The following is a 23,208-nucleotide window of genomic DNA, read 5'->3' as shown; positions in this document are numbered from 1 at the left end:
GTGTCTCTCTTGGAGTTCTCGGGGCTGGGCTTCCGCGCCGGGTAAACAGGGAATTTCGATGAGCGTTGCTAAGGTCTCGGACACTCACTTTCGCTTACCCATCGTCAACTCGGCGCCGAAGATCCACGACAACAACAAGAGCCTGCTGGACTCGCTCCTGGCCGACCAGCAGAAGCTCACGGCGGTCGAGAAGTTCTCCAGGATGCACGAGGAGCACGCGCTCCCGGCGCAGTCCAAGTACTACCGTGACCTGATCCCGCTCGAGAAGCCGAAGCCCGGGCAGCAGTACGGCTTCGAGGTCGACCTCGACGCGTGCACGGCCTGCAAGGCGTGCGTCACCGCCTGCCACAGCCTGAACGGCCTCGACGACAACGAGGTGTGGCGCTCGGTCGGGCTCCTCCACGGCGGCACGCCCCAGGCGCCGGCGCAGCAGAGCGTGACGACGGCATGCCACCATTGCCTGGACCCGGCGTGCATGACGGGGTGCCCGGTCAAGGCCTACGAGAAGGACCCGATCACCGGCATCGTCAAGCACCTCGATGACCAGTGCATCGGCTGCCAGTACTGCATCCTGATGTGTCCCTACGACGCTCCGAAGTTCAACCCGGAGCGGGGGATCGTGCGCAAGTGCGACATGTGCAGCGATCGGCTGGCCAACGACGAGGCCCCGGCGTGCGTGCAGTCGTGCCCGAACGGCGCCATCCGGATCACGATGGTCGACCAGCAGCAGGCCGTGCAAGAGAGCCAGACGAGCCTGTTCTTGCCGGGGGCGGCGGCGCCGGAGATCACGATCCCGACGACGACCTACAAGACGCAGAAGTCGCTGCCGCGCAACATGCTCCCCGCGGACTTCTACCAGGTGAGCCGGGAGCACTCCCACCCTCCGCTCGTCGCGATGCTGGTGCTGACGCAGCTCTCGGTGGGCGCGTTCTGCGTGAGCCTGGCCCTCAACGAGCTGCTCGGCGCGCAGGCGACGCGGGATTTCGGCGGCCACAGCGCCACGTTCGCGCTCGTCTTCGGGATCGCCGCGCTGAAGGCGAGCCTCTTTCACCTGGGCCGGCCGCAGTTCGCGTTCCGGGCCTTCCTGGGGCTCAAGACGTCGTGGCTCAGCCGGGAGATCCTGGGGTTCTCGCTCTTCGCCGGGGCCGCGACGCTGTACGCGGCGTCCTTCTGGCTGCCTGCGCTCCCGTCGATCTCCGCGCTCCCTGTGCTCTCGGCGCTGCCCCCCATCGAGCACCTGCAGGCGCCGCTCTCGTATGCTGTCGCGCTGAGCGGGCTCCTCGGGGTCTTCTGCTCCGTGATGGTGTACGCCGCGACGCAGCGGGAGCACTGGCGCGGGGCGCTGACGGGCTTCAAGTTCGCGACGACGGCGGCCATCCTCGGGAGCTCGACGGTCCTGATGATCGGGCTGCTCCTGAGCGCCGAGCACGCGGCGCTGCTCCTGACCCGGGGCTTCCGCGCGCTGAGCGCGTTCCTGTGCGTGGTGACGGCGCTCAAGCTGCTCGTGGAGCTGTCGATGTTCCGGCACCTCCGGAAGCGGAGCCACTCGACGCTCAAGCGGAGCGCGATCCTGATGACGGGGGAGCTGAAGGGCGCGACGGGCTGGCGCTTCGCCTGCGGGGCGCTCGGCGGCATCGTCCTGCCGGCGCTCAGCCTCTTCTCGGCGCCGAACAGCGGCGTGAGCTCTGAAGTTCTGATGGCGATGGCGGTCGTGGCGTTCCTGTTCTGCCTCGCGGGCGAGTTCCTCGAGCGGTATCTCTTCTTCGCAGCGGCGCCCGCCTCCAAGATGCCCGGAGGGCTCTCCTGATGACGACCACCGATCCAAAGAAGCCGTCTCCGGCGCCCAAGCAGGCGGACAACCTCCTCTTGCAGCGCAACGGGCCGCTGACGCGCGAGCTGCTGCTCACGCCCGGCGAGTTCGGCCTCGGGAGGGTGCCTGCGCGGCTCAAGCCCGACCAGACGACGACGGTCGTGTGCGGGTTCTGCTCGACCGGGTGCGGGCTGAACGTGCACCTCAAGGACGGGGAGGCGATCAACCTCTCGCCCAACACGGACTATCCCGTGAACCTCGGGATGGCGTGCCCGAAGGGCTGGGAGGCGCTCACGCCGCTCCGCGCGACCGATCGCGCGACGACGCCGCTCCTCAGGAACGCGCGCGGCAAGCTGGAGCGCGTGGAGTGGGACGTCGCGCTCCGCACGTTCGTCGATCGGTTCAAGGCGATCCAGGACGCGCACGGCAAGGAGTCGGTCGCCTTCATCAGCACCGGGCAGATCGTCACCGAGGAGATGGCCTTCCTCGGGGCGCTCGCGAAGTTCGGGATGGGCATGCTGCACGGGGACGGCAACACCCGGCAATGCATGGCGACGTCGGTCGTCGCGTACAAGGAGGCGTTCGGGTTCGACGCGCCGCCCTACACGTACCGCGATTTCGAGGAGTCCGACGTCGTGGTGCTCGTCGGCTCGAACCTCTGCATCGCCCACCCGATCATGTGGGAGCGGCTCTGCAAGAACAAGAACCGTCCCGAGATCCTCGTCGTGGATCCGCGCAAGACCGAGACGGCGATGGCGGCGACGGCGCACTACGCGCTCAATCCGAAGTCGGATCTGACGCTGTTCTACGGAATCGCCCACATCCTCATCCAGCGCGGGTGGATCGACCCGGCGTACATCGAGGCGCACACCGTCGATTTCGAGGCGTTCAAGGCGCACGTCGAGGATTTCACGCCGGCGCGGGTCTCCGAGGCGACGGGGATCAGCGAGGCGCAGCTCGCGTCGTTCGCGGAGAAGATCCACAACGGGAAGCGGGTGTCGTTCTGGTGGACCATGGGCGTCAACCAGAGCCACGAGGGCGTGCGGGTCGCGCAGTCGCTCATCAACCTGGCGCTGATGACGGGCAACATCGGCCGTCCCGGCACCGGGGCGAACTCCATCACGGGCCAGTGCAACGCGATGGGCTCGCGGATGTTCAGCAACACGACGGGCCTGTTCGCCGGCCACGACTTCACGAAGGAGGAGCACCGGAAGAAGATCGCGGGGATCCTCGGCGTTCCGGAGGAGGTCATCCCGACCCGGAACAGCCTGGCTTACGACCAGATCATCGAAGGCATCTTGAAGGGGAAGATCAAGGGCCTCTGGATCATCGCGACGAACCCGGCCCACTCCTGGATCAACCAGGAGGATCTGCACGAGCTCCTCGGCCGCCTGGAGTTCCTCGTGGTGCAGGACATGTACACGACGACGGAGACGGCGGAGCGCGCCCACCTCGTCCTCCCGGCGGCCTCCTGGGCCGAGAAGGAGGGCACGTTCATCAACTCGGAGCGGCGCATCGGGCTCGTCAAGAAGGTCGCGCGCGCCCCGGGCCAGGCGCTGGCGGACTTTCACATCTTCCAGCTGGTCGCCCAGTACTGGGGCTGCGGCGAGCTGTTCAAGGAGTGGAAGAGCCCGGAGGCGGTCTTCCAGATCATGAAGCGGCTCTCGAAGGGGCAGCCGTGCGACATCACGGGCATCGACGGCTACACGATGCTCGACGAGCGCGGCGGCATCCAGTGGCCCTACCCCGAGGGGGCAACCTTCGAGACGAACGAGCGGCGGCTGTTCGAGGACGGCCAGTACTACCGCCCGGATCAGAAGGCGAAGTTCGCCTTCCAGGCGCCCCGCCAGCTGCCGGAGCCGACCGACGAGCAGTATCCGTTCACGCTGCTCACGGGGCGAGGGAGCTCGAGCCAGTGGCACACGCAGACGCGGACCAAGAAGTCGGCGGTGCTGCAGCGGCTCTATCCGAAGGAGATCTACGTCGAGCTGAGCCCTGTCGACGCGAAGAAGATCGGTATCGAGATGAACGAGTGGGTCGTCATCGCGTCCCGCCGCGCGGAGATCAAGGCGCGGGCGTTCGTCACGAACTCGGTGAAGCCCGGGGAGATCTTCGTGCCGATGCACTACGAGATCACGAACAAGCTGACGTTCCCGGCCTTCGACCAGTACTCCCGGCAGCCGTCGTACAAGGCCTGCGCGGTGAAGGTGCGTCGGGAAGAGGATCGCGGGTAGTCCGCGCGGCCTCCGCGAGTAGCGCGCGTGGCGCGCGGGGGAGGCGCGCTCAGCCGGTCGCGCCCCGCCGCGGCAGGCGCGCGACGTCTTGCCATCGCAGCGGGCCGCGGGCCCTCGGCACGGCCTGGCGCACGCCGCTCTCGACCGGCGCCGGGGCGCTCAGGTGCCCGCTGCGCAGGTAATACGCCAGGAGCGTGTCCAGCAGCCGGGCGTTCATGGAGGGACACGCGATCGCCGTGCCGGCCAGCCCGTCGATCGTGTTCTGGCAGTCCAAGGCAGGCATCCGCGCGTACAGCTCCCATCGGGTCAGGTCGCCGTGGACCTTCTCGGTCAGCATCGGCAGGAGGGGAAGGAACGGGCTGTCGCCCGATCGCCGTACAAGCGCCAGCAGCTGCTCGCACCATTGCGCGTAAGGCAGCCGCGCGAGCGGATAGCCGCGGGAGACGAGCAGATCGAAGAAGCCGTTCAGATCGAGCCGCCGAGGCGGCGGGGGCACCAGGTGGAACGCCTTCCCCAGCGAACCTGGCAGGCAGGACAGGTGTACGATCGCCCGGCTGGCGTAGTCGACCGTCACGAGCTCCTTGCTCTGCGCCGGGAGGTCGGGGGCACAGCGCATCTCGACGCAGCCTTTGATCATCCTGCTCACGAAGTCGGTCACGTTGGCGGCGCCCGTCTGGCTATGGCCCAGGATGGACCCGGGGCGGAAGACGGTGACGGGCACCCCGCGCGAGCGCGCGATCCACACGAGCTTCTCGGCGACCCACTTGCTCTGGGAATACCCCATGTCCGTGTGGAGGTGGTCCACCCAGCGATCGAGATCGTCGCTCTCCCGCACGGTCTGGGCGCCGGTGAAATAGCCGATCTGGCCGATGACCCCGATCGTCGAGACGTGATGTACGGGCTTCGTCCGGCCCAGGCAAGCGAGCCGCAGGACCTCCTGTGTCCCAAGCACGTTCGCCGCCTTGTGGGACGCGTACGGCTTGATGTAATTGACCTCGGCGCCGGCGTGGTAGATCGCGTCGACGCGCTGCGCGAGCGCCTCGAAGCGAGCCGGGGTGAGCCCGAGCAGCGGCTCCCTCAGGTCGCCGGGCACGGCGACGATCCTCGCGCTCACCGCGGGATCCCAGAGCGAATAGGCCGAAAGGCTCCGCCGGATCCTCGCCAGGCCCGCGGCGGCGTCGGGAGCGCGGACCAGGCAATGGATCGTGGCGCGCGTCTGCGTGAGGAGCTCGCGCACGAGAAAGGCGCCCAGGAACCCCGTGGCGCCGGTGAGGAAGACATGGCGAGGCGGAGCGCCCGTGTCGACGAACGAGCCGCAAGGGTGGATGTCGGGAGCGAGGACGGCCTCGGCGCGGAGGTCGATCGCGCCCATCGACGCGGCGGCGCCGCGCGCCTTCCAGCGCCGCGCCTCCTCGACGGCGCGGGCGAGCCCCGCCAGGGTGGGTGACTCGAACAGCCGGCGCGCGGGCACGTCGACGTGGAAGACCGTGCGCACCTGGAGGAGCACCTGCGCCGCAAGGAGGGAGTTTCCGCCGAGCTCGAAGAAGTCATCATCGACCTCAGGGCGGTCGGTATGGAGGACGGACGCCCAGATCTCGGCCACCCGGCGCTCGATCGGAGAGCGGGTGCTCTCCGGCGCTCCGGTGTGCAGCCGGCCGGCGTCGGGCGGCGGCAGCGCCCGGCGATCGACCTTCCCTGTCGCGGTGAGCGGCAGCGAGGGCACCACGACGAACGCGGCCGGGATCATGTAGTCGGGCAGCTTCTCCTGCAGAGACCGGCGCAGGCTCCTCGACAGGTCGCGGGACGCAGGGCCGCTGCTCACGGGGCCGCTGCTGTCCACGCCGGGCTCCGCTCCCTGCCACCGATCCCAGCCCGCGGGGCGCGACGGAGGGCCGCCCAGGCCGAAGTCCGAGACGACGTACGCCACGAGGCGCATGTCGCCGGGCGCGTGCTCGTGGAGCACCACCACGGCCTCGCGCACGGAGGGGCACGCGCACAGCGCCGCCTCGATTTCGCCGAGCTCGACGCGGAAGCCACGGATCTTCACCTGGCAGTCGATCCGCCCAAGGAAATCGAGCGACCCATCGGCCAGATAACGGACCTGATCGCCCGTCTTGTACAGGCGCTCTCCCGGCTCCTCGGGCAAGGGGTTCTGGACGAACGCCGCGGCCGTCAGATCGGGTCGGTTCAGGTAGCCTCGGGCCAGCCCGTCGCCGGCGACGTAGAGCTCGCCGGGGACGCCCACCGGCACCGGCTGGAGCCGGCGGTCCAGGACATAGGCGCGCGTGTTCGAGATGGGCCGTCCGATCGGCACGCGGGCAGCGCCCTCGGGGACCGCGCGCACGAGGTGAGCCGTGGAGAACGTCGTGTTCTCGGTCGGACCGTAGCCGTTCACGAGGTGCTTCGGGGCGCCTTTCTGGAGCACCTCTCTGGACAGCTTCGGATTGAGCACGTCGCCGCCGACGACGAGGTAGGAGAGCCCCTGGAAGGCGTCCGGGCTCACACGCGCGAGGTGGTGGAAGAGCGCCGTGGTCAGGAACAGGACGGAGATGCCTTCTCGCCGGAGGAGCGCGGGCATCGCTTCCGGCGACAGCAGCGTCTCGTGAGACACGATGACGAGGCAAGCGCCGTTGAGCAGCGCGCCCCAGATCTCGAACGTCGACGCGTCGAACGAGAGGCTGGAGGCGTGCGCCACGCGATCCGACGGCCCGAACGCGACATACCCGGTGTCCCGTACGAGGCGGACGACCCCTCGATGCGGGACGGCCACGCCCTTGGGCCGGCCGGTCGAGCCCGAGGTGAACATCACGTAGGCGAGATCGGTCGCGGCAGCAGGGATGGCGGGGTTTCTGTCGTCGCCGGGCGCGCCGTCCTCCTCGTCGAGGCACATGACGTCCCCGCGGAAGTCGAGCCGTGTCAGCAGCGCTCGTTGCCCGACGACGAGGCTCACCGCCGCGTCCTCCAGCATGAAGCGCAGCCGCTCGTCCGGCGTGCTGGGATCGAGGGGCACGTAGGCGCCGCCGGCCTTGAGGACGCCGAGCAGGGCGGCGAGCGCGCTCGACGATCGCTCGACGAGGACGGCCACGCGCAGGTCGGGGCCGGCGCGGCGCGCGGAGATCCGATGAGCGAGCCGGTTGGCGCGGCGGTTCAGCTCGCGGTAGGTGAGCGCCTTGTCGCCCTCGATGACGGCGATGGCGTCGGGCGTCCGCGCGACGTGCTCCTCGAAGAGCGCATGAACACACGCGTCGCGCGGATAGGCGGTCTGCGTCGCGTTCCAGGCGACGGTCATCCGGCGCCGCTCCTCCGGCGTGAGCAGGGGAATCTCGGCGATCGGCCGCTCGGCGTCCTCCGCGACGCCCGCGAGCAGGAGACCGAGGTGGTCCAGCATCCGCTCGATCGTCCCGGGATCGAACACGTCGGTGCTGTACGTCATCGTCGCGACGAGCCCTCGCTCCAGCGCCGTGACGGACAGCGACAGATCGACCGGCGCGGCCGGGCCGGCGCACGGGCGCCTCGCCGCTGTCGCCGCCCTGATCGCGGCGCGCCGCAGGACATCCCCGGGTCGCACGAGCTCGAAGGTGGTCTGGAACGTCGGGTGATCGCTTGTGTCCTCCGCCGCCCCGAGCCCTGCGAGCGGCTGGTCCAGAGGCACGTGGCGGCGGGCCTCGGCCGAGGCGATCTGCGCGGCGATCTGCGCGAGGAGGTCTCGAAAGCCGAGCTCCTCGTCGATGCGGGCGCCAAGGACGAGCGGATGGAGAGGCTCTGGTGCCGCGCGCCAGCCCGACGGGCCGCCGCGGCGAGGCCAGGGTGTCCCGATCAGGATCTCGCTCTGAACGGTATGGCGATAGAGCAGCGCCGCATAGGCGGAGAGCAGGGTGACGAAGAGCGTCGCGCCCGAGCCCCGTCGCACGCGGTCGAGCTCCAGGGTGAGCCGAGGCGGCAGCTCTCGCGACGCCGACGCGCGAGAAGGCGAAGGCGCGGGCGGGCGTGGGCGATCGGTCGCGAGATCGAGCGCGGGGAGCTCGCGCGGGAGCTCCCCCGGTGCGTGGGACAGAGATGCCTGTGACGCGTGAGCGCGCATGATCGAACCCCCCCGTTGAACTGCAGAGGACGATGCGTGGGAGCTCAGACGGTCATCGAGCGTGCCTTGCGCTTCAGCGCGTAGGCAATACCACTTTGCAGGGTGCCGCAGGTGACGAGCCCTCTGAGCTCGGTGCCAAGATCGACGAGCGCCTGTGCGACGACGGGGCGGACGCCTGACAGCACGACGTCGGCGCCGAGCAGCCTCGCCGCCTGCGCGACGCGGACCAGCGCGGCCGCCACCTCTCCGTCCACGGCCTTCACGCCGGTGATATCGAGTATCGCCACCGCGGCTTGCTTCTCGCCGAGGGCGTTCAGGAGCGTCTCCAGGATCTGCTGCGCGCGCTCCCGATCGATCGTCCCGATGAGGGGCATCGCGATCACGCCGTCGGCGATCGGGATGAGCGGCGTGCCGAGCTCCCGGAGCGCCGCCTGCTGCGCCTGGATCACCCGCATCTGGGCGAGCGTCTCTTCCTCGTACCGGAGCTGCTCCGTGATGTCCCTGAAGAACGCCGCCATGCCCGTCGGCTCCCCCGCCGGGCCCATGACCACGAAGGCGCTGGTCTGCCCCATCCACTCGCTCCCGTCGGGGCGCCGGATCTTGAGGACGCCGCGCCACGCGCCTTCCTTCATCAGGGTCGGCAAGACCTCGCTGGAGAGCCGGCGGAAGCTCTCGGGTGCGTAGAAGTCGGTCAGCCCGCAGCCGAGCGCGCCGTCGCCGAAGCCGCTCATCGCCTTGAAGGCGGTGTTGGCGTAGACGACCTGCCCGCTCATGGACGTCAATGTGATGCCATCTAGCGCATTGTCAATCAATGTCTTTGACACGCCGAGCTCTTCGGCCTGGCGGCGCTGCTCCACCTCCATGTCCCTTCGACCTGTGATGTCCTGGACTACGCTCATGACCTGGCGCGGCTTGCCGGCGCCATCCCGCGCGAGGACGATCTCGCGCCTCGTGACCCAGCACCACGACCCGTCGGCCTTGCGCAGGCGATACGCGAGCTCCTCCAAGTCGCTCGCCTGGCCTTCTCCGGCGTGATCGAGCTGCTCGCGAGCCCGGGTCTGGTCGTCGGGGTGCGCGAGCGTCACGAACGCATCGAGGCCCGCGAGGCCCGCTTCGTCCGCCGCATATCCGAGCTCGCCGGCCAGCGAGCGGTTCTCGTAGAGCTTGCGCTGCTCGACCGGATCGTGGACGCAGAGCAGGTACGGAATTGCCTGTAACACGGCGTTGGTACGGCTGAGCTCGGCACGCAGGTCCCGCTCGATCTGCTCTAGCCTGGACACACGAGCGCGCAGGGCGGCAAGCTCGCCATGGTGCGGCTGGAGAACCGTCTCGTGAGGTTCCATCGATTTCCCCCGATGCTGGCTGCTGGCAAAGGTCAGGCGGCGAGCGGCGGTGGTGGTGGACAGCTCGCCTCCACCATCGACGTTACACCTGATGAGACGCCTTAGACAGCATCAATCTCAGCAGGAAGACCGTCACAGTGGGGACAGCAGGGCCGGCTGATCGGTATTGTCACAGCGAGGACGTTTGCTGCGATTATCAATTTACTGTGCGGTCTGGCGCTTGGTCGATTGCTTGGCTACGCGCGTCTCCGACGGAGCGGGCGCGCGCCTGGCGCGGCTCGGTATGACGGACGCCCAGCGTCGCACTCGTGTGCTCGTCGCATGGAGATGGTCAGAAGATTCCTGACTGCGACGGGCACCCGTATGGCGTTCTCGTTCCCTGTGCGCCATTCTGGGCACCAGGTCACCGGCCCGCGATGTCCCCACGCTCCGCGGGGCGAGCTCGCGCCGGCTCGCAACGACGCCTTGCCGCGCTGCCGCGAGGCCAGGCTGGACGGCATTGGCGACGAGGCGTTTGCCCCGGGAACGGGCGGTGGGGCGGAGCCCGGTGTCGGGCCGGCGCCCTCGGAGCGTCACGTGTCTAGTCCTGGAAACCCATCGAGATGGCTGCGGAACCCGTCTTGCCCGAGTTCGCGTTCAGATCGCCGGCACCTCCGCCGTCACCAGGGAGGCCGAACTTGATCGGAGAGTCGGGCTCGACGTCAGGGCCCTGGTCGACGGTATGTGCCACGGCGAGTGAATGTCCTCCGTGGCCTCCACCCCCCCGACCGCCGTTGCCGCCCTTCCCGCCATCGCCGCCACGGCAGCCTGGCTGCGATCCGGCCCTGTTGCCTCCGCCAGTGCCACCGTACCCACCCACGCCGCCGTACTGGCCGTCCCCGCCTCGTCCACCGTTTCCACCACGACCCGTGATGATGCTGGTTTTACTTACGCGGACGCGGCCGTGATACGAGAGAATCCCGATGCTGGATCCGCCTGGGCCGCCGCCCCTCCCAGGCTTGCCGCCGCAGCCGCCAGCACCGCCGGAACCGCCGGAAGCGCCGCCCTGTGCCGCTCCTGCGCCGCAGTGCGCTGAACCGCCACGCGAGCCGCCTCCACCGCCGCCCCCGTAACCGTGCTTCCCTGCCTGACCATCCTCGCCTGCGCCACCTTCCAGTCCCGTGTCCGTGACCCGACCCGGCCCTGATGCGCCGTTCCCGTTCGCGCCGTCATCCCCCGCCAGCCCGCCCCTCCCCTCTGTGCAGGACAGGATGGCTTGCCCAGTTCCACCCAGACCGTGGCTCATCGGATTCGTGATCGGCAGAGGGGAACCACTTTCCCCGTCGCCACCCTCATCGTTTGTGCCGATACCACCGATCCCCCCCGACGAGATGCCATCGTCACACGAGGTTGTGACTCGCGCCCCTCCCGCCACCGTTTCGGCAGAGCACGCCATCGCTCCCGGGTGCCCTGGTGCCCCCTCTTGTGCTGCATCGACGCTTCCATCCGCGCCAGGAGCTCCATCTGCACCGTCCCCGGCTACGATCTCGCTCAAGCGCAGCTGTACCGTCACTCCCGGCAGGGCGCGCATGGCGATGGAGGAGCCGCCCGGCACGGTGGCATCTTGTGCGATCATACGGATTCTCGTCAGCGTCGTGGTCACGTCGACCTCCCGTGAGGGCTCCGCCGCCTGGTCCACAACGGTGAGCGGTATCAGGTCCGGACCTGGCGCAACCGTGGTGAGCTCCCCGAATGGATGCAGCGGCCAATGACTCGGCAGTCCGGTGCAGTCGAGCCCTCCCCACACCTCCATTCCTGCCGGGACACGGACTTCGACAGGGAACGTATCGGCGCATGCATACACCCGCATGCCACGATCGCGGGCAAGCTCGAACGCCCGCGCAAACGTTTCTACCGGCGAATTGGGCGTGCCAGGCCAAGCATCATCGCCTTCGTCTGCCACATACACGCCCTCGCAGTCGACCGGACGATCGGCGTTGCCGGGATCCGCGTTGCAGGAGTCCACCGTCGCGCATGTGAGGGTCTCCTCGCAACGTTCCCACACACCCGATTCGCTACCGCATCCGAGCGCCGCGCTCCCGCTGAACAAAGCGACTGCGAACAGCAAAGGCCGAGCACCCAGCGCGCGGAAGCCCGATTCCCATCTCGTCATCTCATCCCACATGGCGCCCCCTACTGCAGCTCATGAGAGTCTGGGTCGTTCGGATCAATGGCCTCAAACGGCAGGAACTCGGCCGCCACGCCATCGTCGCCCTTGCTCTCCGTGACATTCGGATCGCCGCCGTCCCCTCCCTCCCCAGCAGTTCCAAGGAGAAACGTCGCCTGGACGTTCTCGCGCGTGACCTCCGCGGTCTCCAGATACGCGATGGCTACCGAATGACCGCCGAGCCCGCCGCCTGCGCCACCGCCGGGCCCCCCGTTGCCGCCATCGCCTCCGCGGCATCCCGCGAGCGCCCCGGGCACGCCTCCGCCTCCCTCACCGCCGGGAGCTCCGCTTCCTCCTGGCAGTCCCGCCCCTCCCGCGCCGCCCCGACCACCGCGGCCGGTCTGAAGGGTCGATCCGCGGATGGTGACCTTCGAACCTCTTGTGACGATGCCAGCGCTCACCCCTCCGGCGAAACCGGCTGTTCCCTGCTTGCCGCCACAACCGCCGGAACCGCCCGAGCCGCCGAACGCCCCTCCCACCGGCCCAGCACCACACGCGGTCGCACCGCCGCGCGAACCGCCGCCACCTCCGCCTCCCTGACCCGGGCGTCCGAGGGTCCCGCCCTGACCCTTGCCCAGCGAGCGGACCCATCCCACAACGCCAGGAAGCCTTGCCCCCTGACCGTGCACACCCGCCGCACCGTCGAGACCGCGCTGGCCGTCGCTGCACGCCATGCTTCCCTGCTGACCGACGCCCCCGGTACCGGCGCCTGTCGGGTTCGGATCGGGCAGCGGCTCCCCATGACCTCCGCTGAAGCCCTCATCGGGCAGACCGGGGCCGCCCTGGCCGCTGACCGAGGTTTCGTCGTCACACTCCGTCGTGACCTCTCGGGTTGCAGGCACGTCATCGACCGTGCACGCGTCGGCTCCCGCATGTCCAGGCCGGCCATCGGCCGCCGCTGCATCCTCCGCCGGAGCTCCGGGCTCACCGTCGGCTCCGTCACCTGCGACGATGCGGCTGTCGATCACCTCGATCTCGCTGCCAGCGGAGAGGTAGATCCCGATCGAATTACCGCCCGGCATCGCGCCCCGTCCTGTGATGACTTCGCTCGCAACGAGCTTGAGCTCGGCCTCATCGCGCACAGCGACGATTCCGATCGAGCACGCTTCTGTTCGGTCCATCTCGTTACCATCGGGCGCCACGATCCGCAGGTTCGCGAGCGTGACTTCCCGCCCTCCGAACGTCACGACTTCGCGCTCGGGCTGATTCGGGGCGATGACGGTCTTCGCATCGGCACCGAGGTGCTGCCAGTCGTTCGTGCAGTCGAACCCGCCCCAGATGCTGGTGTCGTAGAACCAGATACGTTCGTCGAAGGTTTCAGCGCAAGCGTAGACATGGTGGGGGTGACCGCCCGCCTCCACGAGCTCGAGGGCCTTTCGCAGTGTCTTCAGCGGCTTCGCACGCGTTCCTGGATTCGCGTCGTCGCCGAGACTTGCGCTGACGAACAGGCCGCACCCATCTTGCGGAGGCGCCACCGTGGGGTCGTCGACACAGATGGGATCCTCGTGACCGGAGGAACACCCGTACACGACAAAAGCGATTCCGAACCCGAGCGTGATAGGCACCAAGGTGGCCACAGCCGCCCCGCGTCGACCTTTCGATGAGATATCCATGCTCCGAAGCTCCACGTTCGTCACCACACACCCGCCATCATAAGCCCCAGGCGCTGCCCGCTCACCGTGGGCACCACACGCACCCCATCGCTGGACGGTGAGGTTCGGTCCACGAGCAGAGACAAGAGCGTCAGCGCACCGATCGCGCCGCCCGAGGCCAGGGTCACCCATCCGGCTGTCTTCATAAGATCCCGCTCCTCTTGCAGGTCGCGCAGCTCCGAGCACGCGCGCGGTGCACTGGGGCCGGCACATCGGCTCGCATCCTGGTCCGCGCCGCGCAGCGCGGTAGCTCGGTCGTGGAGCTCATCCTCCGTGTACGCACTCCAGATCAGCAATCCACCGCCGGCTGCCATGGTTGCCCCTGCCACGACCGCGCCAGCGATGCGCAGCTTCGACGCCGTGGAGGACGGCTCCACGGAAGACGACGCCTGCGCCCCTGGCGCCGAGCTCCGCATCGAGGTTTCCGTCGCAGGAGCGCCCGACACGGCGGCGCGCGGCACCTGCAGCGAGAGGGTCGTTGGCTTTCCGGCCTGCGCGTCGAACGACGCGAACGCCTCCTCATGGCCCGCCAACCTGGCCCGCACCATGTGCTGTCCGGGGTCCAGGAACACCCTGTAGGTCCGCGCTGGTGCGCTGATGGGCTTGCCGTCGATGAGCACCTCGGCATCGGGCGGGTCGACGGACAGGTAGAGGGTCGCGACGTGCGGCGCTGCCTTACGCTGCCCGGCCTCGAACCGAAGCTGTAGTTGAAGGGGGAGGATGTTGCGCTGATCCAGGCTCCAGGCGAGATGCTCGGCAGCGTCACGGTACTTGCGCAGCTCGAGCTCACACAGGCCAAGCTCTCCGGCGATCTCCGCGCGCTCCTTCTCCGTGCTCGACGGCGGGTCTGCGGCCTCGAAGGCCGCCTTGTAGGCGGCATGAGCCTCGGTCCACCGCCCTGCGTCGCGGGCCCTCTGTGCGCGGTGAATAAGGTCCTTTTCCGTCGAGTTGCCGCCTTGCTCCAGGGTCGAGTAGATGTCCTCGGCGCTGGCCGAGCTCGTGTAGCTGGTTGCGGCGCCAATCATCAGACAGAACAGCAGCGAAGGCGCAACGTCACGCATGCGCGGACCGTACTTGCGCCGGACGCGCGGCGTCAACCTCGACCAATTCGCAGGAAGCCGACCTTTTTCCAGGCAAAGATCGGCCCGACGACGCAAAGGAGCTCGTCGACCTTCCGAGCAGTGGAACTGCCCAGGTACGCACATCACAAAGCCTACATTATCCTACCAAAGTTGACCGACCCTTCTCTTTCTTGAACCCTTCCGGCCAGCTCAGGGGTGCTACCAGCTGTGGGCAAGCCAGCACGAACTCCCCCCCACTTCGAGCGCTTCCGCCGCCTCGTCAGGCGGGTCAGTGTCCCTGCGCGACACGCCGAGGACCTCGCGCAGGAAGCGCTCCTGCGGGACTGGGAGGCGAGAGGGCGGCTCGAGTCGGGCGTGGATCCGGCGCCGTACTCCGTCACCATCGCCCTGAACCTCGCCCGCAGCCACCTACGGGACGCGAGCCGTCGGGGTGAGGTCCTGACCCCGTTCGACGAGCACGACTTCCGCGGGGACCAACCGAGCCCGGAAGCCTTGCTCCGGAGACAGGAGCGGGAAGCCGTCATGCGCGACCTGATCGAGCAGGTCGACCCCAAGTACCGCGACCTCTTGGTCAAGCACGAGCTCGAGGAGAAGTCGCTCGCCGAGATCGCCGCCAAGCTGGGGCTCAAGCTGGACACCGTGAGGAGCCAGCACCGCAGGGCACGCGAGCAGCTGGACGAGGCGAAGCGGCGCTGGATGGCGCAGCAAGAATTCCGGGGCTGGGACAAGGTGCCCTGCGTTCCGGCCGCGTTCTGCCTGCTCCGTCGCTCGTGGTGGACGACCGCGCTGCACCTGCAGAAGGTCGGAGCGAAGGTCTTCGCGCAGGCGGCGCTCGTCGTGCTGACAGGCGCTGTCGTCGCCACGGCACCACGGTCGTCAAGCTCGGCCAGTACGACCCCGTGGCTACGGCCGGCAGCGATGCACGCCGGTGCGGCCACGCCCCGGCAGCAGAACACCGCGCCGCCCCTCGACCAGCCAGACGCACGCCGTGCGGTCGCCACGGCCTCGCTCGTGGTGCGGGGCATCGCAGCGCCCGGCGGGCATCCACTGGTCGCGACGAACGGCAAGCCTGCTTCACCGGCCGCAACAGCTGCGCGTTCCTCGCCGCCCGTCCGCGCCGTACGCACGGTCGGGAGCGAGCGCGAGAAGGACCTGATCCTCCAGGCGCGCAAGGCCATCGAAGCCTACAACGCCAGGGCTGACGTCGAGGCGCGACGCCTGCTCGACATGCACGCCATGGAATTCCCGCGGGGTCAGCTGGCCCGGGAGCGCGAGGCGCTGCTGCTGCAACTTCGCTGAATCGGGGGCGGCCCCAGCGACAGATAGCCAGTGGTGGAGACGGCGGCGTGCTTGAACGACGCCAGGCCGAGATCTGCCCTGCACTGGGTCAGGAGAAGGAGCACTTCCATGACACGCAAGGAAGCCGTGGCAGAGCATAGGCGCACGTCACGTCGAGTCGAGATGGGTGCGTCCCCGGCAGTGCACGTTCCCTTCGAGGCCATCATGCGGCACTCGAGGATGATCCAAGCCGTCTTGCGCCAGTTCGGCGTACCCGCTCGCGACCAGCCGGATGTGGTGCAGGAGATCTTCCTGTCCGCCTGGCGCAGCGTGGAAGGCGGAGGATTTCGGCCGCGTCCGGAGGTGCCGCCAAGGAAGGCTCTTCAGAGCTGGCTCCTCGCTGTTACTTGGCACCACATCTTCGATTACCGGGAGCGCCTGTACCGGTGGTACAGGGAGCTTGCGGCATTCGCGGCTCCAGGGATAGCGAGGCATGCACCGTCGCCCTTCGGCCAGGTGGAGGCCCGGATTGCGCTTCGTTGCCTGGAGCGGCTCAAGCCCGAGCTCCGTGCCGTGCTCGCGGGCACCGCCAAGGGCAATACCGCTGAGGAGATCGCAGCAGAGCTTGGTGCCCATCCAGGCACGACGAACAAGCGGCTGCACCGCGGGCGAAAGCAGTTACGGAAGATCCTCCGCTGAACGAGGTGCGGACGTAGCTCGCCGTCGCCGCGCGCGCTCGAGCTGGTCGAGCAAAGCTGCTCGCTGGATCGACACCCTGTTCTTCGGCGTTCGGCGCATCTTCGCCGCATGGGTCGAGCGGCGAGAGCGGCAGGCGCTCAACTTCGTTGGCGCGGTGGTCACCGACAACCCGGCCGAGAACCGGACCGACGTGTGCATCCCAGGCGCCTGGCTGGGCAGCCCCGCGGTTACGGCGGCGCGACAGAAGAAAAAGCTCGTCGAGCGTGACGTGATGGCACGCATCGTCGGCGACCTGGGTACGGACGTCAGCTGACGCTGACCGACACGACTAGCGCCCCCTCGGCGCTGGCGAAGGAACACTTCGCCAGCGCCAGCGGCCACGAACGACGATGGCCATGGCGAGCCGCGCTGCGGCGCGCACGTCCGAGCGATGTCCATCGCTCTCCTTGACCGCAACCACGCACGCCCGCGATGGCCATCAAGCGGCCTGCTCGACGGACCATCAGCCAGCGTGAGCGTCAACAGCCGGTCACCACGACAGCGCGGACTACCAGGGAATTCATCGATTTACAATACTAAATTTGAACTCGACTCAACCTGCCCAGTGACCAAGACACCCTTGCGCTTCACCAATACGCGCAGAAGAATCAACATACCTACCGGACGCAGCCCAGCACGTGACGACACATGTCACCAACCCACGCTCGAGACAATCTCACACATCAGAAAAATCGATCATGCACCTACACCAATAGCAAATAACCAAACAACAGAAAGACAGACAAATGAAATTCGAAAGCGCTCGCGGATCTCGCCCCAGGAGATCGACAATACATACAGAATCGGCCGAAAAAGTATTTTCAGAATTCTCGTCCTCAGAATTTATCAGGCGCATACTATCAGCGCCCCACTTCGCATCACCCATCCACCTGGAGACAAAACCCTTGGAGATAAAAATTGGCACCGCAACAAGCGGCGAGGCGGAGGCGCCGAGCATTGTACACAAATTGGCCGAACTCCCAGCCGGCATGTACGACAGCCGAATAGCATATATCCTCGCCTCTGCCTCTGCATGGGCATATTCCGATATCGATAATTTTTCAAGGATGCTAGCAGCGCGCGGAATCGATAACAATTACTGCAATTCGATAACTTTTCAGAACGACGCACTGTTCATCGACTCGTCCGCGTACTTCGCCCAGAGCGAGGACGGGCAGATTGGAATTCTTTGCTTCCGCGGCACAGAGCCACGGAACGTAGTCAACTGGCTGACCAACGTAAACAGCCACCCAGATCCATTCAACGAAATGGGTCCTGTTCACGGAGGATTTTATCGATCAGTGCGGGCGCTATGGCCAATGATTGTTGACATGTTAGACTCCGCATTAAAAGGAGAAAAAGCCTGCGCGAACATTAACAGAGATCAGAAAACCATATCCAACATCGAATCGAAGGTAAATGATATTTCCAGTAAAGTTGCAGGCATAGACAAAGTCGGTCGTTCGATAGAGAAGAAATTGAATGACATGTACCCATCCGCACCGGGCGGCGATTCAAGGCCGCCGGCCGATGGCTCTTCGGGCGATACATCCAACAGGAAGCAAGGAGGCCCCGATATCACGGACGATCAAATCATCAATCTGAGTGCACCAAAACCAGCGTGCAGCGACGATTCCGCCTCACTCAAATCAAAGGATTTGAAGAAGCTGAAGGCACTCTACATCACGGGACACAGCCTTGGTGGAGCGATGGCCATCATTGCGGCGGCGATCATCCACTCGAGCAGCGAACTCGACCCCATCAAGAAGGTGCTGCGCGGCGTTTACACATTCGGAGCTCCGATGGTCGGTGGGAGGGTATTCGCCGAGACGTTCAACAAGGCGTTTGGGCCGTACTTATTCAATCACGTTTATGGTCATGACGTCGTGCCGAAGATGCCACCGCGCACGATGGGATCATTTGTACCGTTTGGCAAACAGTACATCTCGACGCCCTATGGTTGGCAGCTTGAGCGCCGGTTCGTGCGGCAGGCGATACTTGGTGGTCTGAGCATGGGGATCGGCGTCATGGCCTTCGTACGCAATCAGTTCCCGCTACTCAATTGGATTCCCCTGCATGTTTCATGGGCTGACCACTCCCCCCTCAATTACCTGCGAACTTCACAGATCGTAGCTCCAGGATCCGAATTTGGGTGATGGGAGAGGGCGTCACGGGAACCTTGCGCCCACGGTGTCGACCCTGCTGATTCCCGCTCCTGCCGACCGTGGCCGCACGACCAGATACGTCGGAGAAGCTCCGCCGTCGCCTGGCGAGGTTGGTACCGGGCCCGCGCGTCCGGTCGTCTCGCCGTAACTCCTCGCTGTGCATCGTAGTGATAGCAAACCGGGGCTTGTTTATGGGCGGGCGGCAACCGCCCGCCCGTCGCCGTGGGCCTGGGTTTTGCGGCTCTGGCCTGGGCGAGCGCTGCACGAAGCGCCGTTGCTCCCGGGCCGCTTCGTCGGTCGCACGATGCCAACCATGACAAGGACGAGGGTCACAGAAGCCAAATCGTCGGAGCATGTTCGGACGTGGCGGCAGAGCGGCGAGTCGGCAGACGAGTTACCAGTCGCCATCGCGGCGAACGAGGAAGCGATAGCGAACGAAGGCGGAATGAGCCGGGCGGGTGGAGCGATGGGAGTGCAACGCGCTGAGCGCCGAGGGCGCCGCCGAAAGCACCACCGAGTCGTTCGGACGACCGGAGATCGCGCGGATAGTGCCCGCGGTCGCCAGGTCGACCCCCTCGAAGCCCGCGCAAGCCCGGCCGATCGTGTCGTCGTGATCCCCCACCCCGCGCGACGAAGCCCCTCTCTCGGGTCCCACGGCCTGTCCAACAGGAGGGCAGCATTCTAGCCGGTGGTGGTGAGGGCAGAGGACCCGCGTCACTCCTCACCTCGGGCCTCTCACGGCACGTTCCTCATCCGACCAGGCGCAGCCCTCCGCTCAGCTCAAACCCCGCGCGGAAAGTCACCCAGCGGCGGGAAGCGCGGGTCCTCCGTCGGATCGGGCGACGGCGGCTCCGGCTGCTCCGGCCCCGGATCCCCCGGGTTCGGCGGCAGCGGGGCATCCTCGTCGTCGCCGGGAATGTCGGTCTTCGCGAGCTCATCCTTGTCGTCGTTCATGACGGCCTTCCGCTGCAATTTTCAAACCGCATCGCACGCGTGTCCCGCGGCTTGACGCCCCCGCCTGGCATCCGTGATCTGCAGCCAGCGTGCTCTCGATCCGCCACGACCCCTTCCCGCTGGAGGCCGCCCGCGACCTGCTCGGCATCGTGCGCGCGCTCTACGCCGAGGCGCGCGCCCGCGGGGCGAGCGTGGCAGATCTCCACGCCATCGCGGCGGTCGGCGACGACCTCCGGCAAGCGATCGCCCTCGCCGAGGCCCATCCGCCCGGCACGCTCGGCTTCTCGTCGGCGTGGGCCCGCGCCGAGCGCGCGGCGGGTCGCGTCGGCGAGCTCGCGGACGCGCTCGCGCCCGCTGCGCCCATCGTCCGCGCCGCCCTGGCGCGCGTCGGCGGGGGCAACCTCACCCCCGGCGGCTGAGCGCCCCCGCGATCGGATGGTCCGGCGCGACGGGCCAGGCGAGCGCGCGCGACGCGGCCGCGCAGTACGCCGCCAGGCGCTCGCGCGGCACCGGGGGGCGCGCGCCGAGGCGGCCGAGGTTGTCGACGAGCAGCTCGAGGCAGGTGTTGCCCGTCCGCTCCCCGACGCCGAGCGCCGTGGCGTGGACCCGCTCGACGCCGCTCGCCACCGCCCAGAGCGCGGCCGCGAGGCCGAGCCCGCGATCGTTGTGGCCGTGCCAGTCGAGCTCGATGCCGGTCGCCCCGAGCGCGCCCAGCTCGCGCCGGGCGAACGCGACGAGCGCCTCGACGCCCGGCGGGGTGACGTGGCCGGTCGTGTCGCACAGGCAGAGGCGCGCCGCGCCGGCATCGCCGGCGGCGCGGAAGAGCGTGCGGAGCATGTCGGGCGGCGAGCGGGTCGCGTCCTCCGCGACGAGGCAGAAGGGCAGGCCGGCCGCCGCAGCCGCCCGCCCGGCCTCGTCGACGCTGCGGGCCAGGAAGTCAGGCCCCCACCCCTCGACGAAGTGCCGGATCGGCGAGCTGCCGATGAACGCGTAGACCATGATCGGCGCCCCGGCCCGCTCTGCCACCCGGGCGACCTCCTCGACGTCCGCGGCGAGGGTGCGCGCGGCCGCGGTCAGGCCGAGCGGCAGGCGGGACGCGACGATCTCCCGGGCGAGCAGGCACGCGTCGTCGAACTGCCGCGGCCCGGTCGCCGGCATGCCGAGGTTCACGACGTCGACGCCGACGCTCACCATCGCGTGGAGGAGTTCGATTTTGAGCGCGCGCGGCGGGTTCACCGTGGAGACGCCCTGGATGCCGTCGCGCAGCGTCTCGTCGAGCACCTCGACGGGCCGGGCTCCCCGGTCGAAGGGCAGCCACACCTCGCCCTCGGCGGGCGTGGCGCCCCACGCGCCGGCGACCACCAGGCCGCCAGGGGGCGGCTGCACGCCGGGAGGCAGCTGCGGGCCGCCAGGGGGCGGCTGCACGCCGGGAGGCGGCTGAAGGCCACCAGGGGGCAGCTGCGGGCCACCAGGGGGCGGCCGCAAGCCACCGGGGGGCGGCCGCAGCCCGCCGGAGCCGGAGGGCGACAGCTGCCCGCCGGGGCGCGGCAGCCGCTCCCCCGGCGCGGGCTCGGCGCGGTTCCAGTCGAAGGGGGCCGCGGCGCCGGGATCCCGGCCGTCGGCGCTCATGCGCTGCATCTCATCTCGAAGGGGGCTCTCGGCGTGGCGCGGGCGCGGCGCACCGCGTCGCTCCGCGCTGGGGGAAAGGTTACTTCATGTCGGCCGCCGGAGCAGGTCCCAGCAGCGCACGGCGAGCGCCGCGCCCCCGCGCCGCGAGCGCATCGAGCCGGCGCCACGCGTCCACGCCCGCAGGGCCGGACCACCGCGCCCGCCAACGGGTGCGGCTTTCCGCGCGGAGAGCGGCAGCGTAAAAAGCTGACCAAGGAGCAACTTGCTGCTCCGGGACACCTGCCGATCCGGGAGCTTCGATCATGCACAGGCTTCGCCTGCCGATGACCGCGCTGGGATTCCTCACAATCGCCACAACCGCGCTCTGCGCCGGCTGCTCGCCCTCCGAGCGGAACTTCGCGTCGGCCGGAGGCGGTCAGGGCGGCGGCGCTGGCCACGGCAGCGCCGGCGGCGAGGGTGGGGCCAGCGGCCAGGGCAGTGCCGGCGGCCAGGGCGGCGCCGGCGGCCAGGGCGTCGCGTGCACCTCGCCGAAGGAATGCCCCGCCGGGGAGAACGCGGAGCCGACATGCGAGGACGGCGTCTGCGGCCTCGCGTGCGACGCGGGCTTCCTCGACTGCGACGCCGCGGCCCCGGGCTGCGAGACGAGCGCGCGCGATGCCCAGCACTGCGGCGCCTGCGGCCGCCGCTGCGCGATGGAGTGCGTGGACGCGGCCGAGGGCGCCTTCTGCAACGACCCGGTCGAGATCTCCGCGGGGTTCGCCCACACCTGCGTGCTGCGCGGGGACGGCAGCGTCTGGTGCTGGGGGAGGAACACGTTCGGGGAGGCCGGAGCGCCGGTGGATCAACCGGCCTTGCCCTGGCCCACGCGGGTGTCGCTGCCCGGCAAGGCGATCCACGTGGCCGCGGGCGGCGGATTCTCGCGCACGGACAACATCGCCCCTGGGCACTCCTGCGCGGTGATGGAGGACACGACGGTCGTCTGCTGGGGAAACGGCCGGCGCGGGCAGATCGGCAACGGCTCGTACCTCGATTCCGCCGGACCGACGCGGGTGGCGAGCCTCATCAACGTCGTGCAGATCTCGCTGGGCGCGGCGCACTCGTGCGCCGTGAAGACGGGCGATGAGCTGTACTGCTGGGGCTCCGACGAGGAAGGCCAGATCGGCAATGGCGCGGCGGAGCAGTCGGGCTATGCGACGCCGCTCCTCGTCCGGAGCGATGTCCGGCAGGTCGCGGCAGGCCAGGATCACACCTGCGCCATCAAGGCCTCCGACGGGGGCGTGCTCTGCTGGGGCAGGAACTTCGATGGACAGCTCGGCAACGGCGGACAGACGAGCTCGCCCTCTCCCGTGAACGTCCTCGCGCCGCTCGCAGCAGGCGTCGACGAGGTGGCCGCGGGCGACCGGCATACGTGCGCGCGCAAGGGCGCCGAGGTCTACTGTTTCGGCAACGACTACAACGGCGCGGTGGGCGCCAATCGCTCCGGGCCCGTGCCGGAGCCTACGCTCGTCGCCGTGCCGCGCGCGACGCGCATCGACGTGGGCCGCGAGCGGAGCGGCGCGGTGTCCGGCGACGCGCGGGCGCTCAAGATGTGGGGAGTCGCCTTCCTGGGCAACGGCGACGAGGGGCTGTCCACGCAGCCGGTCGACGTGCCCATCAACGGCGTGGCGCAGCTCGCCGGGGGCTACCAGCACACGTGCGCGCTGAAGACGACAGGCGAGATCCTCTGCTGGGGCGAGAACGCCGAGGGGCAGCTCGGCGTGGGCCAAGGGGTCGGCACCCAGCCTTCGCCGGTCGCCGTCAAGTTCGAGCCCTGAGCGGGAGCGGCGCTCGTGACAGGAGCCTTGTCGGGCGCGGCGCCCGCCGTGGCGCCGCGCCTCGACCTCCGCTGACGGCGCGCGCCTCGCCCGGGCGGTGAGCCGCCGCGCAGCAGCCCTCTCCGCACGCTCCTCCCGAAGTCGACTGGCGCTCGCGGAGGGCCGGTCCACGGCCCGTCCTCGCGCCGGGTGAGCGCTTGTCTCCGCACGCGGCGTGACGTC

Annotated in this window: 15 protein-coding genes; 8 read left to right on the top strand and 7 right to left on the bottom strand. The window is 68.6% G+C overall.

The genetic code is table 11. The annotated features are described in order from the left end of the window. Positions 1-58 precede the first annotated feature (58 nt). Together WMF45_RS47170 and WMF45_RS47165 are read left to right on the top strand one after the other, a co-directional pair. Entirely contained in the window at positions 59-1,807 is a 1,749-nt protein-coding gene (locus WMF45_RS47170; RefSeq protein ID WP_437713465.1) for a DmsC/YnfH family molybdoenzyme membrane anchor subunit, read from the top strand. After that, positions 1,807-4,044 carry a molybdopterin oxidoreductase family protein gene (locus WMF45_RS47165; protein ID WP_437713463.1) on the top strand — a complete coding sequence of 746 codons (2,238 nt, stop codon included), beginning with the start codon at positions 1,807-1,809 and terminating at the stop codon, positions 4,042-4,044. The genes WMF45_RS47170 and WMF45_RS47165 overlap by 1 nt, the downstream gene beginning before the upstream one ends. Positions 4,045-4,093: 49 nt before the next feature. Here the strand turns inward: WMF45_RS47165 and WMF45_RS47160 are convergent, their stop codons facing one another. From WMF45_RS47160 to WMF45_RS47140, 5 genes are all read right to left on the bottom strand, one after another. Further along, the gene (locus WMF45_RS47160) at positions 4,094-8,125 is read right to left on the bottom strand and encodes an amino acid adenylation domain-containing protein (RefSeq protein WP_437713461.1); all 4,032 of its coding nucleotides are present in this window, start codon (positions 8,123-8,125) and stop codon (positions 4,094-4,096) included. A gap of 44 nt (positions 8,126-8,169) precedes the next feature. Continuing rightward, positions 8,170-9,468, bottom strand: a complete 1,299-nt coding sequence (locus WMF45_RS47155; RefSeq protein WP_437713459.1) for a PAS domain S-box protein — start codon at positions 9,466-9,468, stop codon at positions 8,170-8,172. A 580-nt stretch (positions 9,469-10,048) separates the two neighbouring features. Then, positions 10,049-10,198, bottom strand: coding sequence for a hypothetical protein (locus tag WMF45_RS47150; protein WP_157907319.1), 150 nt, complete (start codon positions 10,196-10,198; stop codon positions 10,049-10,051). 1,442 nt (positions 10,199-11,640) lie between these two features. Beyond that, positions 11,641-13,287 carry a hypothetical protein gene (locus tag WMF45_RS47145; protein WP_437713457.1) on the bottom strand — a complete coding sequence of 549 codons (1,647 nt, stop codon included), beginning with the start codon at positions 13,285-13,287 and terminating at the stop codon, positions 11,641-11,643. A 20-nt stretch (positions 13,288-13,307) separates the two neighbouring features. Then, positions 13,308-14,387 (bottom strand): hypothetical protein, encoded by a 1,080-nt coding sequence (locus WMF45_RS47140; protein WP_437713455.1) that lies wholly within the window; start codon positions 14,385-14,387, stop codon positions 13,308-13,310. Between the two features lie 216 nt (positions 14,388-14,603). Between WMF45_RS47140 and WMF45_RS47135 the strand changes: the two genes are divergently transcribed. The 4 genes from WMF45_RS47135 to WMF45_RS47120 all read left to right on the top strand — a co-directional run bounded on the left by WMF45_RS47135 (position 14,604) and on the right by WMF45_RS47120 (position 18,580). Next, a complete protein-coding gene (locus WMF45_RS47135; RefSeq protein ID WP_437713453.1) occupies positions 14,604-15,707 on the top strand; it encodes a sigma-70 family RNA polymerase sigma factor in 1,104 nt (367 codons plus the stop codon). A 108-nt stretch (positions 15,708-15,815) separates the two neighbouring features. Further along, entirely contained in the window at positions 15,816-16,385 is a 570-nt protein-coding gene (locus WMF45_RS47130; protein WP_437713451.1) for an RNA polymerase sigma factor, read from the top strand. A 154-nt stretch (positions 16,386-16,539) separates the two neighbouring features. Next, positions 16,540-16,698, top strand: coding sequence for a hypothetical protein (locus WMF45_RS47125; protein ID WP_437713449.1), 159 nt, complete (start codon positions 16,540-16,542; stop codon positions 16,696-16,698). A 631-nt stretch (positions 16,699-17,329) separates the two neighbouring features. Then, positions 17,330-18,580 carry a lipase family protein gene (locus tag WMF45_RS47120; RefSeq protein WP_437713447.1) on the top strand — a complete coding sequence of 417 codons (1,251 nt, stop codon included), beginning with the start codon at positions 17,330-17,332 and terminating at the stop codon, positions 18,578-18,580. 789 nt (positions 18,581-19,369) lie between these two features. On the opposite strand, the gene WMF45_RS47115 is transcribed toward WMF45_RS47120, so the two are convergent. After that, positions 19,370-19,543, bottom strand: coding sequence for a hypothetical protein (locus WMF45_RS47115; RefSeq protein ID WP_437547347.1), 174 nt, complete (start codon positions 19,541-19,543; stop codon positions 19,370-19,372). Between the two features lie 89 nt (positions 19,544-19,632). Between WMF45_RS47115 and WMF45_RS47110 the strand changes: the two genes are divergently transcribed. Next, entirely contained in the window at positions 19,633-19,962 is a 330-nt protein-coding gene (locus tag WMF45_RS47110) for a hypothetical protein (RefSeq protein WP_437713445.1), read from the top strand. Here WMF45_RS47110 and WMF45_RS47105 read toward each other — a convergent pair. Beyond that, positions 19,946-21,172 carry a 2-isopropylmalate synthase gene (locus tag WMF45_RS47105; protein ID WP_437713443.1) on the bottom strand — a complete coding sequence of 409 codons (1,227 nt, stop codon included), beginning with the start codon at positions 21,170-21,172 and terminating at the stop codon, positions 19,946-19,948. The genes WMF45_RS47110 and WMF45_RS47105 overlap by 17 nt on opposite strands. 302 nt (positions 21,173-21,474) lie before the next feature. Here WMF45_RS47105 and WMF45_RS47100 point away from each other — a divergent pair, with 302 nt between their 5' ends. Then, a complete protein-coding gene (locus tag WMF45_RS47100) occupies positions 21,475-22,986 on the top strand; it encodes a hypothetical protein (protein WP_437713441.1) in 1,512 nt (503 codons plus the stop codon). Positions 22,987-23,208 lie beyond the last annotated feature (222 nt).

Origin of the sequence: Sorangium sp. So ce448, assembly GCF_051520915.1 — a bacterium.
Taxonomy (GTDB): Bacteria; Myxococcota_A; Polyangia; order Polyangiales; family Polyangiaceae; genus Sorangium; species Sorangium cellulosum_B.
Note: the sequence above shows the minus strand (reverse complement) of the source record. Positions and strands in the feature narration are given on the sequence as shown.